13 protein-coding genes and 1 pseudogene are annotated in these 16,665 nt (G+C 39.4%); 4 read left to right on the top strand and 10 right to left on the bottom strand.

Annotated features, from left to right (window positions below):
• Positions 1-4: 4 nt before the first annotated feature.
• Together nirB and IAE19_RS07005 are read right to left on the bottom strand one after the other, a co-directional pair.
• Complete coding sequence (gene nirB, locus IAE19_RS07010) at positions 5-2,551, bottom strand: nitrite reductase large subunit NirB (RefSeq protein WP_200460213.1); 2,547 nt, start codon at positions 2,549-2,551, stop codon at positions 5-7.
• Between the two features lie 32 nt (positions 2,552-2,583).
• The gene (locus IAE19_RS07005; protein ID WP_200460212.1) at positions 2,584-3,930 is read right to left on the bottom strand and encodes an MFS transporter; all 1,347 of its coding nucleotides are present in this window, start codon (positions 3,928-3,930) and stop codon (positions 2,584-2,586) included.
• A 445-nt stretch (positions 3,931-4,375) separates the two neighbouring features.
• On the opposite strand from IAE19_RS07005, the gene IAE19_RS07000 reads away from it, so the two are divergent.
• A complete protein-coding gene (locus IAE19_RS07000; RefSeq protein ID WP_200460211.1) occupies positions 4,376-4,966 on the top strand; it encodes an ANTAR domain-containing response regulator in 591 nt (196 codons plus the stop codon).
• Positions 4,967-5,986: an ABC transporter substrate-binding protein gene (locus IAE19_RS06995; RefSeq protein WP_200460210.1), complete on the top strand. Its 1,020-nt coding sequence runs from the start codon at positions 4,967-4,969 to the stop codon at positions 5,984-5,986.
• 74 nt (positions 5,987-6,060) lie between these two features.
• Here IAE19_RS06995 and IAE19_RS06990 read toward each other — a convergent pair whose 3' ends face one another.
• The 8 genes from IAE19_RS06990 to IAE19_RS06955 form a co-directional block, all read right to left on the bottom strand.
• A complete protein-coding gene (locus IAE19_RS06990) occupies positions 6,061-6,684 on the bottom strand; it encodes a hydrolase (protein WP_200460209.1) in 624 nt (207 codons plus the stop codon).
• Between the two features lie 240 nt (positions 6,685-6,924).
• The gene (locus IAE19_RS06985; protein ID WP_200460208.1) at positions 6,925-8,859 is read right to left on the bottom strand and encodes an esterase/lipase family protein; all 1,935 of its coding nucleotides are present in this window, start codon (positions 8,857-8,859) and stop codon (positions 6,925-6,927) included.
• 146 nt (positions 8,860-9,005) lie between these two features.
• Positions 9,006-10,277 carry a D-amino acid dehydrogenase gene (locus tag IAE19_RS06980; protein ID WP_200460207.1) on the bottom strand — a complete coding sequence of 424 codons (1,272 nt, stop codon included), beginning with the start codon at positions 10,275-10,277 and terminating at the stop codon, positions 9,006-9,008.
• A 192-nt stretch (positions 10,278-10,469) separates the two neighbouring features.
• Complete coding sequence (ispD, locus tag IAE19_RS06975) at positions 10,470-11,189, bottom strand: 2-C-methyl-D-erythritol 4-phosphate cytidylyltransferase (protein ID WP_200460206.1); 720 nt, start codon at positions 11,187-11,189, stop codon at positions 10,470-10,472.
• On the bottom strand, positions 11,155-11,544 hold the full coding sequence (gene ftsB, locus IAE19_RS06970; RefSeq protein ID WP_200460205.1) for a cell division protein FtsB: 390 nt from the start codon (positions 11,542-11,544) through the stop codon (positions 11,155-11,157). The genes ispD and ftsB overlap by 35 nt, the downstream gene beginning before the upstream one ends.
• A gap of 12 nt (positions 11,545-11,556) precedes the next feature.
• Entirely contained in the window at positions 11,557-12,846 is a 1,290-nt protein-coding gene (gene eno, locus IAE19_RS06965) for a phosphopyruvate hydratase (protein WP_200460204.1), read from the bottom strand.
• A 99-nt stretch (positions 12,847-12,945) separates the two neighbouring features.
• Positions 12,946-13,803: a 3-deoxy-8-phosphooctulonate synthase gene (gene kdsA, locus IAE19_RS06960; RefSeq protein ID WP_200460203.1), complete on the bottom strand. Its 858-nt coding sequence runs from the start codon at positions 13,801-13,803 to the stop codon at positions 12,946-12,948.
• Between the two features lie 25 nt (positions 13,804-13,828).
• Positions 13,829-15,466, bottom strand: a complete 1,638-nt coding sequence (locus tag IAE19_RS06955; protein WP_200460202.1) for a CTP synthase — start codon at positions 15,464-15,466, stop codon at positions 13,829-13,831.
• Between the two features lie 226 nt (positions 15,467-15,692).
• Between IAE19_RS06955 and IAE19_RS06950 the strand changes: the two genes are divergently transcribed.
• Both IAE19_RS06950 and IAE19_RS06945 read left to right on the top strand, forming a co-directional pair.
• Positions 15,693-16,127 carry an internalin gene (locus IAE19_RS06950; protein ID WP_200460201.1) on the top strand — a complete coding sequence of 145 codons (435 nt, stop codon included), beginning with the start codon at positions 15,693-15,695 and terminating at the stop codon, positions 16,125-16,127.
• A 266-nt stretch (positions 16,128-16,393) separates the two neighbouring features.
• Positions 16,394-16,657, top strand: a pseudogene (locus tag IAE19_RS06945) (metal-dependent hydrolase); the annotation flags it as partial.
• Positions 16,658-16,665: the final 8 nt, after the last annotated feature.

The raw sequence follows: 16,665 nt of genomic DNA, 5'->3' as shown, positions 1-16,665 counted from the left end.
TTCCTTATGCTTCAACCATAGGTATACGGTCTTCTGAACGTTCAGCCTGATTCAAAGGACGAATCTGATTCCGAACTTTAGTAAATTGAATATGCGGATCAGCTTGTTGATCTGAACTTGCATTAATATAGGTTTGAAAGCGTTTGCGAATTTCTGGATCTTCAACCGCTGTGCGCCATTCATCTTGATATGTACCCACGACGTGACTCATACGGCGCTCAAGTTCTTCAGCTAAACCCAATGAATCATTGACGATAACTGATTTCAGATAGTCCAACCCACCTTCCATATTGTCACGCCACACACTTGTGCGTTGTAAACGATCTGCTGTTTGGATATAAAACATGAAAAAACGGTCGATATAACGAATCAGGGTTTTGGTATCAAGGTCGGAAGCCAGTAACTCTGCATGCCTTGGTTTCATACCACCATTACCGCAAACATATAAGTTCCAGCCTTTTTCAGTCGCGATCACACCCACATCTTTACTCTGCGCTTCAGCACATTCACGGGTACAACCTGATACTGCCATTTTCAATTTATGCGGCGAACGCAGACCTTTATAACGGTTTTCCAGCTCAATCGCTAAACCGACAGAATCATCTACACCATAACGACACCATGTACTTCCTACACATGATTTCACGGTACGCAATGATTTACCGTAAGCATGCCCAGACTCAAAACCTGCTGCGTTGAGTTCTTCCCAAATGAAAGGCAATTGATGAATTTGTGCGCCAAATAAGTCGACACGTTGTCCGCCTGTGATTTTGGTATAAAGATTGTATTTTTTAGCAATTTGTCCTACAGCAATCAAACCATCAGGTGTAACTTCACCTCCTGCCATCCGCGGCACGACAGAGTAAGAACCATCTTTTTGTATATTGCCCAAGTAGTAATCGTTACTGTCTTGTAGACCTGCATGATTTGGTTTTAAAACAAAATCATTCCAGCATGATGCCAATATATTTGCAGCTGTAGGTTTGCAAATATCACAACCTAAACCATGACCATAGTGTTGAATTAAATCATCAAAGCTTTTGATTTCATTGACACGAACCAAGTGATACAACTCTTGGCGTGAGTATGGAAAATGCTCACAAATATGGTTATTGACCGTTACACCCTGACGTTGCAATTCAGATTTTAAGACTTGAGTCACAAGGGGCGCACAACCACCACACGCCGTTGCAGCTTTAGTACATTTTTTCAAAGCGCCTAAAGAAGTTGAACCCTCACTGATGGCTTGGCAAATATCCGCTTTAGAGACATTGTTACATGAACAGATGATTGCACTATCCGGTAACAAATCGACACCACTGCCACCCGTTTTTGCACCTACATCGGCAAAACCAGGCATGATCAAACTTTCAGGAGTTTCTGGAAGCGAGAGTCCATTCAACATCATTTGCAAAAGATCATTATATTCTTTGGCATCACCTACGAGTACTGCACCAAGCAATTTAGTTTTGTCGGCATCAACCACAATTTTTTTATAAACCAATGCATCTTCATCAGCATAGAAATAGCTAACTGAGTTTGGGGTCATGCCATGTGCATCACCCACCGAAGCGACATCCACACCCATCAGTTTTAGCTTGGTGCTCATATCTGCACCTGCAAAACAATGGGTTTCTTCAGCAAGAATATGTTTTGCAGCAATTCGTGCCATGTCATAGCCTGGTGCGACTAAACCATAGATTTTATTATCCCAAAGTGCGCATTCACCAATCGCATAAATATTATCATCTGAGGTTTGGCAATAATCATTGATTTTAATACCCCCTCGTTCGCCAAGTGCTAAACCACTCACACGTGCTAATTCATCACGCGGACGGATCCCCGCTGAGAATAGAATAATGTCAGTTTCAAGCTCGCTACCATCCGCAAACTTCATAACATGAGTAGTAGTTTGACCTGCTTCAATACAGTGTGTGGCTTTCTGGGTATGAACGTTTACCCCAAGATTTTCAATCTTACGGCGTAAAACTTTACCGCCTAAATCATCAATCTGTACTGCCATCAAACGCGGTGCAAACTCGACCACATGAGTTTCCAGATTCAAATCACGCAAGGCTTTAGCAGCCTCCAAACCGAGCAAACCGCCACCAATTACCACACCTGATTTGGCATTTAAGCTTGCTGCACGAATCGCATCTAAATCTTCAATAGTACGATAGACAAAACAGTTTTCACGATCATTGCCGGAGATAGGAGGAACAAAAGCATATGAGCCGGTTGCTAAAACCAATTTATCGTAGTGAATAACATCACCAAAATTGGTGGTAACCGTTTGTTCAGCAGCATCGATTGCAATCGCTCTGGTATTTAGTCGTAGATCAATACCATGTGCATCAGCAAAGTCAAAACGCGCCAATGATAAATCTTTTACTGATTTTCCTGAAAAATATTCGGTTAAATGTACGCGGTCATAGGCAATACGCGGCTCTTCAGCAAGGATGGTAATTTCCAGTTCATCATCTGCTTTTTCTAAGATGGCTTCGATAAATTTGTGGCCGACCATACCATGGCCAATCATGATGAGTTTCATGGGTGTTCTCCTCTGAATGATGTTAGATCTGTCTAAACAAGGTTGTTACGTTCAAGAACTGCCTGTTCAAATAGGCGCTGTTCTTTGACTTTATGTTCAACCGAGAAACGAATCAGCATCACAAAACCTGCAGCAATCACCACCAAACCACCTAACACCATTAAACACGTTTGAATGTCCATCATTCCTTTAAGCAGGAAACCTGCTGCGACTGCACCGACATTTCCACCAGCACCAATAATGCCAGCAACGCCACCTAAAGCATCACGATCAATAAACGGCACCAAAGCATACGTTGCACCACACGCCATATGAGTAAATAGTGCAAACACAGTCATACTGATGATCGCCAGCATTGCACTGTTCATTTGAGAAAATAAAATGAGAAATAACCCTTCCCCCAAAATCATCACAAATAGCACTTTAGTACGACCATCCAGCCCTTTTTTGATGGCAACTTTATCTGAAACAATTCCGCCCAAAGCACGTGCAAATAAAGCAAGCAGACCAAAAATCCCCGCAGCAAAACCTGCTTCTTTTAATCCAAAGTTAAAGTTATTGACGTAATACATTGCAATAATGTTATGAATGAAAATTTCAATACCAAAGCAGGCAGCATACGCACCGAATAGAATCCAGACACGATAGTTACGTGCGGCATGCATCAAAATTGCTACACCACCTTTTTTATCACTCCCAACTTGAATACCTTGCGCACGTAGATCTTTATAATTTCCTTGAGGGGTATCTTGGGTCAATTTCCAATAGAGAATACCAACCACCACCATCATCAAGCCCGGTACAATAAGTGCAACTCTCCAGCCCATTGCCTGTTCAACACCGAACATGACTAATGCGGATAACAACACTGGCATAATTGCCTGAGTTGCTCCACCACCAGCATTACCCCAACCCGCAGAAGCGGCATTGGCGGTTCCGACCACATTAGGCGCAAACATAATACTGGTGTGATATTGAGTGATGACAAAGCTTGCCCCAATCGCACCAATTAATAATCTAAAAAAAAGAAAGGATTCATAACTATTGGCAGCAGCCACTCCAAATACAGGAATACTGCCAATAAGTAATAAAGCGGTATACGTTTTCCTTGGCCCATATTTATCACATAATGGCCCAACAATAAGACGTACCAAAATCGTAATTGCGACTGCTGCAATATTGATATTGGCAATTTGATCTTTGGTTAAATGGAACTCACCAGCAATCACAGGCATAAGTGGTGCGCATGCAAACCATGCAAAAAAACAGACAAAAAAAGCGAGCCAACTCATATGGAAGGCTCGCATCGCTGGAACACTAAAATTGAATAAATTTATTTTTGTCGCTTTCTTAGCGTTTAAATCTAAATTTGAAGACATCGCCTTCTCCTGAACTGAACGTAATATGGGCTTTACAGCACAAAGCTGTATTGGCAATCGATCAGAACGGACATCGTTGGCCGTCTTACAAATTTTCAATTTGAGTCGTCATTGACTCAGATAAGATTATGCAAGTGTTGTGCCAGCTTTCTCAGACATTATTAAAATTACTTTATATATTTGAAATATAAAAATAAATATCAAAATCACAGTGCTTTTCTTTAATTTATTTCTGAAATACTTTAATTTCATCCTCATAAGGATCTGTTTTAAAGTTGCGTCAAAATGATCCTCTGCTGCGCTATTACGGGTCAAACCCAATCAAAACTCTAATAAAATTGTTAGAAATCGATATTTTTCTGTGTGGCATCAATTTTGCTAGTATGCCTTTCATTTATTTCGCTTAAACTATGTCAAGCGTATCAATACTCATGTTCTATTATTTATGCCAAAATTAAAAATTGCACTGATTGATGATGATCTTGAACGTGCTGAATTTGTTCAGCAAAATTTACGTGCTCATGATTTCGATGTGGTTGCCTGTTTGACACTTGAACATTTGGGTGACTTTCAACTCGAGAACTTACAAGCAGACGTGATTCTTCTGGATATGGATCATCCACATCGCGACTTGATCGAAAGTTGCGTGAGTCATTTTGATTTGCCGACAGTTCTCTTTACCAAGAATACCCACAAAGAGACCATTAAACAGGCGATTGCTGCGGGTGTAACTGCGTATATTGTAGATGGTATTGATCCCGCTCGTTTAGACACAATTTTGGAAATCTCAATCGAGCAGTATAAGAAACATAAACAGCTTGAAAGTGATCTTAAAGAAACAAAACTTAAATTGGCTGATCGTAAAGACATTGAAAAAGCGAAGGTGTTATTAATGCAACTACATCACCTCTCTGAAGATACGGCTTTTCAACTATTAAGAAAAAATGCGATGAGCCACCGTATCACGATGGGTGAAATGGCCCGGAGAATGATTGATGCACAACAATTACTGAACCACCCTATTAAGGAGGATTAAATGAGCTCACTTGAAAAAACCAAAATCCAGCTCGGTTATATCCCTCTGTTAGATTGTATTGCACTACTTTGGGCTAAGAGACGTGGTTTCTTTGAAGAGTTTGGTTTAGATGTTACTTTGGTAAAAGAAGCCTCATGGGCAAGTTTAAGAGACCGATTGGCATTTGGTGTACTAGACGCAGCGCACTGTTTGTCTGCCATGTTACCTGCTGCTGCAGTGGCTGATGACCAAATTGGTATTCAACTAAAAACCCCTTTGGTTTTAAGTATTAATCGCGCTTATATCAGTTTGAATCAACATTTAAGCTATACACTTGCTATTGAGACAACAGACTCTGCGCAAATGGCGGCACAAAAATTAGTAGATCACATAAATCAAGGCCATCCAGTTGCTTTAGCGCATGTATTTAAACATTCTATTCATCATTATTGCCTTCGGGAATGGCTGGCTTTGGCCAATCAAAACTTAGCACAGAACATTGTATTGAAAACGCTGCCCCCTCCATACTTGGTAGAAGCACTCTCATCAGGTCTTATCGATGGTTTCTGCGTTGGAGAACCGTGGAATACACAGGGAGAAATTGAAGGTGTCAGCCAAATCGTCGCTTCCAGTCGCGATATTATTCCGGCTATTGCCGATAAAGTTTTAGCGGTCACAAGTGAATGGGCCTCTCAACATCCCAATACATTAATTGCACTTACCGCAGCCGTAATTAAAGCGCAAAAAGAATTAGAAACGTTGCAAAACTTTGAACCCGTTTGGCAAATATTATCTGAATTCAATATTATTCGTTTTGAATGTTCGCCCCAAGTTCACGTAAAAAAATATTATGCCATTGAATCGATTATTCGACATTTTGTGGATGATTCAGCGGTTCCAGATGTTGAACATTTTGTCTGGTTATTTGAACAGATGCAAAAATGGGAAAATATTGAAATTGTTCAAAATAATATTGAACAATTAAGCAATTCTTGTATTCATACAGCTACTTATCTGGCTGCACGAGAAAAAGTTAGATAACTAAAGGAGTAATCAAAAAGTGCTGATTACTCCTTACAAAGTGACAAAATTATTGCCCATTTTTGATAGTACGCTTAAGTGGGTTTGATCATATCTCTCGCATAGGCCAGACCAATTCCATATCCTCCTGCGAATCCTTCAACGATGGCACGTGCCCCGTCATAGGTATCTTTACGTGTCCAGTCACGTTGTAATTCAAGCAAGATTTGAATCCAGCTAACCATTTGAATATTCTTCGACTGCATTCTTTGCAGAGCCAACTCGTGACTTTCCAGCGTCAACCCGCCACAAGTATCCGCAACCACAGAGACATTCAAACCCGAAGCAGCCGCAGACAAAGCAAGAAAACTCACACAGGCTTCAGTTAGCATGCCTGAAAGCAAAATATGTTTACGGCCTGTGTCCAAAATGGCCTGACGTACAGTGTCATCTTCCCAAGCATTCATATTTCGTCGTTCAATTGGCTGAACTTCCGGAATTTCACGATGTAAAGCCGGAAGCATTGGGCCACTATAGACCTTACTGGCCGAAGTAGATGCAATGATAGGAATATTAAAAACTTTAGCCGTACGCGCTAATGCAATCGCATTATTAAGCAAAACCTGCCGGTCTTTAGAGCCTACACCGAAGGCTAAACCCGCCTGATGATCAACGAGTACCAATACACATTCATCTGGAGTAATAAGAGGTAACTGCATAATTCATTAACCTTTTTGTTCATTTCAATAGTTTTTCTAGTTTCTAATCATTTTGTAATTGTCTGTAGATCTAGCTTTAAACACACAATATAGAGACTTTAGACACAAAAATGATAAATAATAAAAACAAAAACTCGTTTTTATTGCTTTTACATTCTAGTCATTTCTCCTATACAAAATGGCTTTTTTTGGTTTTAAAATGTGAATTACAAAAAATACTTAATTGAATCAATATGATATTTATGGATGATTGGATGTTGTTTGAGGCTCAGTTTCCTCAAGATGAACTAATAAAATTCGTCGCATCTCATTGATTGCCGATGTCGTCATCTGTACATAATGATCACTACGAATAATTTTTTCTGATTGAGCTCCCTCTAAATGGGAACTTTGATACGGCACAATACCATCACTCATAAACGTAGGCTGCTCTGAATCCACTGAATTACCCATAATCGAGTGGTATTTGATGGCTCGAACAGGTATTACATCTTTGGTCAAAAGCATAAAATCAGAACTTTCACTCAAGTTACTTGCACCATTTTCAATTAACCCATGATGTGGCGATGGGTTGGTTTTATCCAGTAAAGAAGTGGATTGAACACTATTATAAAATTCATTTGGAAGCTTAATGATATTCCTTGCCAAGCGTGTAAACCAACGATCTGCATACATTGTTCCACGATGCGGCGCAGCAATAAAAATGGCACGAGAAAAATTTGGAATGGGTTTGAATTGAAATCGCTCATAAATTACTGGATGTTGTAGCAACATGTCATATTGTGATTTCGTCATTTTTTTAATGGCAGCTTCAGAAATATCCTGATGGCTGACCAATAACCGACTAATCACGCCTCCCATGCTATGCCCAATCAAAACCGCATTTTTCACAGGTGGATTTTTTGTTTGAATATTCTTAAAGATTTGAGTCAATAAAGTGTAAATCTGATAGCGACTTTCAAAAATTGGCATATTGGTTGAGTAAAAAACCTGCCAAACCTGATAATGATCACGTAGTTGCTGATCCCCCATAATATCATTAGTTAAAGATACCCACGCCTCTGGACTGCTGGCCAAACCATGGATAAAGACAATCACTTTCTTATTTGGATTATAAGGTTCCAGCATATATAAATGTGGCATTAATAAGTCATTTTCTTTATTTAATAATGTCCAGTAACCTGCCTGACCCAATTTATTCTGGGATAACCAGTAACCATAAGGTGCTGAATAATTCGCAGTTAAAGTGTAATCCGCCTGATTAACGTCAACTTGCTGATAAAGATAAGGATCTATTAAACGAATTTTAAAATTACTTGTCTCAACATCAAACGGCACACTAGGATCCTCTGGAACCATAAGTGCAGTTAATGGTAATACTTTGGGCTCATGAATATTCGGAGAGAGTAAATTTTGATAAAACTGTACAGGATCTAAAATAAAACCATTATTTTTATAATTTTCAGTAAATTCCACTACAAATTCAGCGCCCAAACCATCCGTTCGATTCACCGTATGAAAGCCAGAAAAGTTCATGTTATAACTTGATTTAATATCTACAATCATGCGCTCGTTTAGATGCGGAAATTGTGAAGAATCAACTTTATATGTATGTCCTGCAATTAAAATTGTATCTGGCAAATGTGTGTGGTGATGAAGCTCATAATATCGACTAATTAGCTTTGAAATCGCGACATTGTAAAATATACGTACCTGATTTTGACGAAAATCAAAGGCCCGATGTGAAGGTGTATTTTTAGATTCAAATAAATAATAATAACTATGTCTTAAACTTAGATCCAAGTATTTAAGTTCCATGTCACTACAATTGGAAGCTGAGACGACATGGCATTTCTGTTCTAACTCAAGTGCTTTTGCTAGATAAAGTTCACTTAAAGCCGCATGATAAGCATCTTTATCAGTAGAATGGATATCATCAAAAGCTTTTAAACATTGATCAAATTTTGCCAAACAGGATTTTTGAGTAAAATTGGTCAAATAAATAATATTCGCAGTTGCCGAACTTAAGTGCTGACTGGTTAATATATTCGTGACTTTGTTATTTAAAGACTGACTCAATTGATTTTCATGTAACTGAACGAGTTGGCATCCTGAAAGCATAAGCATCGACGTTAAAAAACTCATTCCAAGTATTTTAATTATCGCGCCATTCATGCCACCCCCTCAAACCCACTCATTATTTTTTACTTTAGATTCGCAATGCGCTCCCCCCCGACTACGAGGGACATCATAAAACTAAATCTTTCAATATAGACTACAAATTGTTTGACTATTAATAATCTAATTAAAATTTAAATAATCTAAATATGCGTATGCTTTCCATAGCGATCAATACTTAAATCATCCGCCTCAATCTGTGGAGTCTGATTGGACACCAAATCTGCTAATAATTTGGCAGAACCACATGACATCGTCCAACCCAATGTGCCATGCCCTGTATTGGTAAATAAATTTGAATACTTTGTTTTCCCTACGATTGGTGTACCATCGGGGGTTGCAGGTCGTAGCCCTGTCCAAAAACTGGCTTGATTTAAATCACTGGCAAAGGGAAATAACTGGTCTAATACCATTTTTAGAGTATCTTCACGGCTGGTATCGAGTGAACGATCAAAACCATTAATTTCCGCCATTCCGCCTACACGAATACGGTTATCAAAACGAGTGAGGGCGATCTTATAACTTTCATCTAAAATGGTTGACACAGGCGACATAGCAGTATCAATAATAGGAGTCGTAATCGAATACCCCTTGAGTGGATAAACTGGCGCAAAAATCCCGATTTGTTTAAGTGTTTCATGGCTATAACTACCCAGCGCCATCACATAAGCATCGGCTTTGAGTTTTTTTCCATCTTGCAAGACGACAGAACTGATTTGATCAGCATCTTTTTCAAGATGACTAATCGTGGTATTAAACATAAAATGTACACCTTGCTTTGCAGCCAGCTCTGCCAGTTCAACTGTGAATTTTTGACAATCTCCAGTTTGATCATTAGGCAAACGCAGCCCCCCAACAAAATCAACCGTTGCTTTGGCTAACGCAGGTTCAGCCTGAATGACACCATCTTTATCCAGAAGCTGGTAAGGAACTCCTTCTTCCTGAAGTACAACCGTATCTTTTTCGGCAGCATCAAGTTGCTGCTGTTTCCTAAAAAGCTGTAAAGTTCCGAGCTGACGTTCATCAAAGTGAATTCCTGTGTCTTTACGCAGTTCATCCAGACAATCACGGCTATATTCTGAAATGCGTACCATCCGCTCCTTATTAATTTTATAACGATGAATATTACACTCTGCCAACATCCGTACCATCCAATGATACTGATACATATCCCCTGTAATTTTAATAGTTAAAGGCGCATGATGCTGAAACATCCACTTAAATGCTTTTAACGGTACACCGGGTGCCGCCCATGGCGAAGCATATCCTGGCGAAATCTGCCCCGCATTGGCAAAACTGGTTTCCAATGCCACTCCTGGCTGCCGATCAATCACGGTCACTTCATGACCTGCCTGTCTTAAATAATAAGCTGAAGTTGTTCCAATAACGCCTGCACCTAACACGATAATATGCATACAAGGCCTGCTGTTTTTATGAAGTAAATGAAAAATGTAGTGCTATATTTTTTAATAAAAAGAAATTCAGTTATGAGAATTAAAAATATAGATCATTTTTAAATTAATTCTGAATAGAGGTGATGACAAGCATTGTTATGTGAATGCTTGTCACTCATAATTACAATTAAATTTGTATTCACTTAAAAAGAGTTAGTGGCGCTGTTGAGCTGCCAGTATTAAGCGTGCTAATTCCAAATCATCTGCGTAGGTGATCTTAATATTATCAGAACGTCCCTGTACTACATCAACAACAACACCTGCATGTTCCAATGCGCTCGCTTCATCCGTGATATTAATTTTATCATTGAGCGCTTTTTCAATCGCCTCACGAAGTACACCCAGTTTTGCCATTTGTGGTGTTTGCGCTTGCCATAAATAATCACGACTCACCGTATGTTGAATGTGGTGTTCTGTTGCAAACTTCAATGTATCCCGTACAGGAATCGCCAAAATAGCAGATGTATCCTTTTTAATACAATAATCTACTAACTCCTTGAGGTTTTGCGCACTGACACACGGACGTGCAGCATCATGCACCAGAACATAATCATTATCCGATGCCAGATCTGTTAAATAATACAGTGCATTTAAAACGGAATGGACACGCTCAGTTCCACCTTGGCAAAAGTGAATTTTTTCAAGCGCAGTAAAATTTAGGGTTCTGGCAACACTATCCTGTTCATTGACCGCCAACACATACCCTTCTAAAGATAATGTATTCAACCGATCAATCGTATATTCGAGTACCGTTTTATCTTGGATAGTTTGATATTGTTTAAGCTGGGTTTTAGAAAAACGACTTCCAGACCCCGCAGCAGGAATAATTGCCCACAACTTAATCTGGGACGTCTGGGTTTGGCGGGGTTTCATTGGTTTCCAAGTCTACTTTGGCATTTGGATCAATATAAATCGGTTTGTAATGGGTACTAATGGTACTCATTTGTACAAAAGTTTCACGAGGCTTAATCAGACCTAGATCTAAACGTGCATGTTCTTCAATGGCTTCGCTGCCATTTTTAAGATCAAACACTTCTGCCGCTAATATCCGGTTACGTTCTTTCAATTCTTCGTTTATTTCAGCTTGTTGGGTAATTTGCTGACGTAAAGTCTGGTGAGCAAAGTAACCACCTTCACCCCACCAGAAACTGTACTGTAAACCCGCCACCAAAACGATGACGAGTAACAGTATCAATTTGCTCGAAGTCGATTTAAATACTTCTAACATAGCATCCAAAGATTAGTTTAAACCCTTGAACTCAGCTTTACCGCGATATGCAGCATGAGTCAATTCTTCAATACGAAGTAATTGGTTATATTTTGCTACACGATCAGAACGGCATAGCGAACCAGTCTTAATTTGACCTGCTGCTGTGCCTACTGCCAAATCTGCAATCGTAGAATCTTCTGTTTCGCCAGAACGATGTGAAATTACAGTCGTATACCCATTGGCTTTAGCAAGATAAATCGCATCTAGAGTTTCAGTCAATGTACCAATCTGGTTGTATTTGATCAAAATTGAGTTTGCAACGTGTTCATCAATACCACGTTGTAAAATCTTAGGATTGGTCACAAATAAATCATCACCCACTAACTGGATTTTATCGCCCAGAATTGAAGTTAAATAGCTCCAACCTTCCCAATCTGACTCATCCAAACCATCTTCAATTGAGATAATTGGATATTGATTAACTAAACCAGCCAAATAGTCTGCAAATTGATTGCTGGTAAATGCTTTGTTGCCTTCACCTGCAAGAATATACTGACCATTTTTATAGAATTCAGAAGATGCGCAGTCCAAAGCCAGCATAATATCTGAACCTGCTTTGTAGCCCGTTGTTTCAATAGCTGAAAGAATGACAGTGATCGCTTCTTCATTTGAACGTAAGTTTGGCGCAAAGCCCCCTTCATCACCTACCGCAGTATTTAAACCTTGTTTTTTCAACACCGATTTAAGTGCATGGAAAATCTCTGCACCAGCGCGCAGGCTTTCAGCAAATGAGGTAAAACCTACTGGCTCAATCATAAACTCCTGAATATCAACGGTGTTGTCAGCATGTGCTCCACCATTCAGGATATTCATCATTGGTACAGGCATAGACAAAGTGGTTTGACCACGTAAGTCTGCGATGTACTGGAACAATTCAGTTTTCTTTTCAGACGCAGCAGCACGTGCAGCAGCCAAAGATACTGCCAATGTTGCATTTGCACCTAATTTTTCTTTGTTTTCAGTACCATCCAGCGCAATCATTTTTTCATCAAGCGCTTTCTGTTCAAATACATTTTGACCTTTTAATAGATCCTTGATTTGACCATTTACATTTTGTACTGCAGTGCGAACACCTTTACCCAAGTAACGTGATTTGTCACCGTCACGAAGTTCTAAAGCTTCACGAGAACCAGTTGAAGCACCAGATGGTGCACATGCACGGCCAACAACGCCAGATTCTAAAATGACATCAGCCTCGATGGTTGGGTTACCACGAGAGTCCAAAATTTCACGTGCACGAATGTCAACGATTTGGCTCATGAACAATTCCTCGGTTAAATGAATATTAAATAAGTCTTTTACTATTTTGCCCGACAATAAAACCCTTTATTGTCGTTAGTGATCAAAATGTACAAAAACTCAATGGGTGTCTAACGCTTTGAATCCTTTTACTAAGGTATCCAATTCTTTAATTTGTGCCAAAAATGGTTCTAACTGTGATAAACGTAAAGCAGATGGTCCATCACATTTAGCAGTATCTGGATCAGGATGAGCTTCCAAAAATAATCCAGCTAAGCCTGTTGCCATACCTGCACGTGCTAAAGTTGTAATTTGTGCACGGCGACCACCAGCCGAATCAGCACGGCCACCTGGAGTTTGCAAAGCATGTGTCACATCGAAGAATACAGGAACATTCATATCTTTCATGATATCGAAGCCCAGCATATCTACGACCAGATTGTTATAACCAAATGCAGAACCACGCTCACATAAAATCAGTTTATCATTGCCTGCTTCAAGACACTTATGCAGGATATGTCGCATTTCATGTGGGGCAAGGAACTGTGCTTTTTTGATATTAATAATCGCTTGAGTTTTTGCCATCGCCACGACTAAATCAGTTTGACGACTTAAAAAAGCTGGAAGCTGGATAATATCCGCCACTGAAGCTACAAGTTCTGCCTGATACGGTTCATGTACATCCGTAATAATAGGCACATTAAAATGCTTTTTAATTTCGCCAAGCCATTCAACGCCTTTTTCCAAACCTGGTCCACGAAACGAATTTAAGCTCGAACGATTGGCTTTATCAAAGCTGGCTTTAAAGACATAGGGAATATCAAGACGTTTGCAGATATCAATATACGTTTCTGCAATTTCAAAGGCTAAATCTTTAGACTCTAATACGTTCATACCGCCGAATAGTACAAATGGCAAATGATTTGCCATTTGTATATCGCCTAAACGTACAATTTCTTGTGGTTTTAATTGTGACATTTAAACTTCCTGATTTATGCGTCGATTACTTGCTCTTTTGATACTGTTTTTTTGCCGCATCAATAAAGCTTGCAAATAATGGATGTCCATCACGAGGTGAACTTGTAAATTCTGGATGGAATTGTACAGCAATAAACCACGGATGTTCAGGAATTTCGACAGTTTCTACCAAGTGTTGTGCAGTTGAATAACCTGAAATTTTCATGCCTGCTTGTTCAAGTGGTTCAATGAAACGGTTATTCATTTCATAACGATGGCGATGACGTTCAGTAATTTCAGCTTTACCATACACGTCACGGGTTTTGGTACCTTCAACCAGTTCAGACTTTTGTGCGCCTAAACGCATCGTTCCACCCAAATCAGATTCAAGACTACGCTGTTGCAATTCACCACGTTCATCGAGCCATTCGGTAATCAGACCAATTACAGGAAATTTGGTGGTACGATTAAACTCAGTTGAAGTTGCGTCAGCCATGCCTGCAACATTACGAGCATATTCCACCACTGCAAGCTGCATACCCAAACAGATCCCCAAAAACGGCACCTGTTTTTCACGCGCATACTGAATAGCTTTCATTTTACCTTCAGTACCACGCTCACCAAAACCGCCAGGCACTAAAATCGCATCCGCATTATTCAATACAGAAGCATCCAATTCTTCAAATTTTTCAGCATCAACATAGTCAATCTGTACTTTGACACGATTTTGGATACCTGCATGCAATAAAGCTTCATTCACAGATTTATAAGCATCTGGAAGTTCGACATATTTACCCACCATCGCAACGCGCACAGTATATTCAGGATTAAACAAGCCTTCACACACCTGATCCCAATCAGACAAATCTGCTTCAGGTAATTCATTGAAGCCAAAACGCTCACAAATTAAATCATCAACATTTTGTTCATAGAAATCACGTGGAATCTGGTAAATGGTTTTTGCATCTTTACACACCACTACTGCACGAGCTTCAACATTGGTGAACAATGCAATTTTACGTTTAGTATCGGCATCAACATCATGTTCAGTACGACAGATCAAAATGTCTGGCTGAATACCAATCGACAACAACTCTTTTACAGAATGCTGTGTCGGTTTGGTTTTAAGTTCAGCAGCAGATTTAATATAAGGAAGCAACGTCAAATGCATGAGCATTGTGCGCTTATGACCCAGCTCTACCATTAGCTGACGTACAGATTCCATAAAAGGAAGAGATTCAATATCTCCTACTGTGCCGCCAATTTCAACGATCGCTACGTCATAGCCTTCACCAGCAGCTAATACACGCTCTTTAATATTGTCGGTAATATGAGGAATGACTTGTACTGTGCCACCAAGATAGTCTCCGCGACGCTCTTTATTTAAAACGTCCTGATAGACTCGGCCACTAGTAAAGTTGTTCAATTTGGTCATTTTCGCACGACGTAGGAAACGTTCGTAATAACCCAAATCTAGGTCAGTTTCGGCACCATCCTCTGTGACAAAAACCTCACCATGCTGGAAGGGACTCATTGTTCCCGGATCGACATTAATGTATGGATCCATTTTTACCATGGTCACTTTTAAACCACGGGCTTCTAAAAGTGCAGCAACTGAAGCAGCTGAAATACCTTTACCTAGTGATGAAACAACACCACCAGTCACGAAAATAAAATGGGTCATTGAGTTTCTCGTACAATCGAGCCTAAATCGGCCTACAATGTTGGGCAATTTTACTTTACTCTGTACCTATAAAGCAAAGTCAATCCGCCGCAATTCATAGAACAATAAACAATTGGTTATTCTATCAGCATTTTCGATAAAAAATTAGGTCTCATCAGCAGGATTTTCAATCTTATATTTGCTGTTATAATGGTTGCACCTCGATTAAGCATAGATTTGTGCAAGTATGAATAAGAAACTTTTAATTTGTGGCGTAATTGCTACGGGTCTGCTTTTAACTGCATGTGTTAAAAAAGAGCCTCCCAAAGAAGAAGAGCAAGAAAAGGTTGAGACCACGACCCAAGAGCAAACTCAGCAACCTACCGAATTTAAATCTCTCGATAGCGCAGAAACTCAGCAGGAAATTCCAGCTCAAGTTGAAGTAGAACGCGAAGAAACGCCGCATACTACAACTGAAGTGCGTCGTGAAATTCCTTCTTCTACTCCTGCTGAAACCAAGAAAGAAGAACCAAAGAAGGAAGAAACTAAAACAGAATCGGTTAAATCAAATACCGAACAAACATCATCAGCTAAAGCAAGTAGTAGCAATAGTAGTGAGCAAAGTGAAGATGATGCTGTTGCCGCTGCAATTGCCGCTGCCACACCTGCTTTGAAGAACTAAATTTCTACACAAAAATGCCCCAATAAACTCGTTTTATTTGGGCATTTATTAAACCTTCTTTTATTATAAAATTCATTTATCTCTTTATTTCTTATTTTCAGGGTTTCGCAGTCTATCATTTCAGGACACTCTGTTTTTAATCATTCAAAAATTATTGACTCTTCATTTATCTAATTATAGCGTTCAAATTAAGTTCCTTTTTAGAACTAAAACCAAAGATGAGTGAAGCACAGAAATGAAAACAGCAAAAAACCGTAGTATTTTCAGTTTTTACATTGTGTTTAATTTTGATTGCTGGTTTTTCAAGCATTTATCAAATTGTGCTGATGAAATGCGACAAGCAACTTACTAAGTTTAAATTATGGAAAATATTTTTTAATTTTGTAGGCAAAGAATATAAGTCACTAATTCCTAAACTTCTTGAATATTCTCGTTTTGACTTTCATCCCCACCAGTCAGATGAAAGAAATTTGATGGCGGCAACCAAACAAAAGCGGGGAATTACGGACAATACAGCACTCTTTTCTTAAGAGCATAT

This window comes from Acinetobacter sp. S40, from assembly GCF_016624705.1.
In the GTDB taxonomy this organism is placed as follows: Bacteria; Pseudomonadota; Gammaproteobacteria; order Pseudomonadales; family Moraxellaceae; genus Acinetobacter.
Note: the sequence above shows the minus strand (reverse complement) of the source record. Positions and strands in the feature narration are given on the sequence as shown.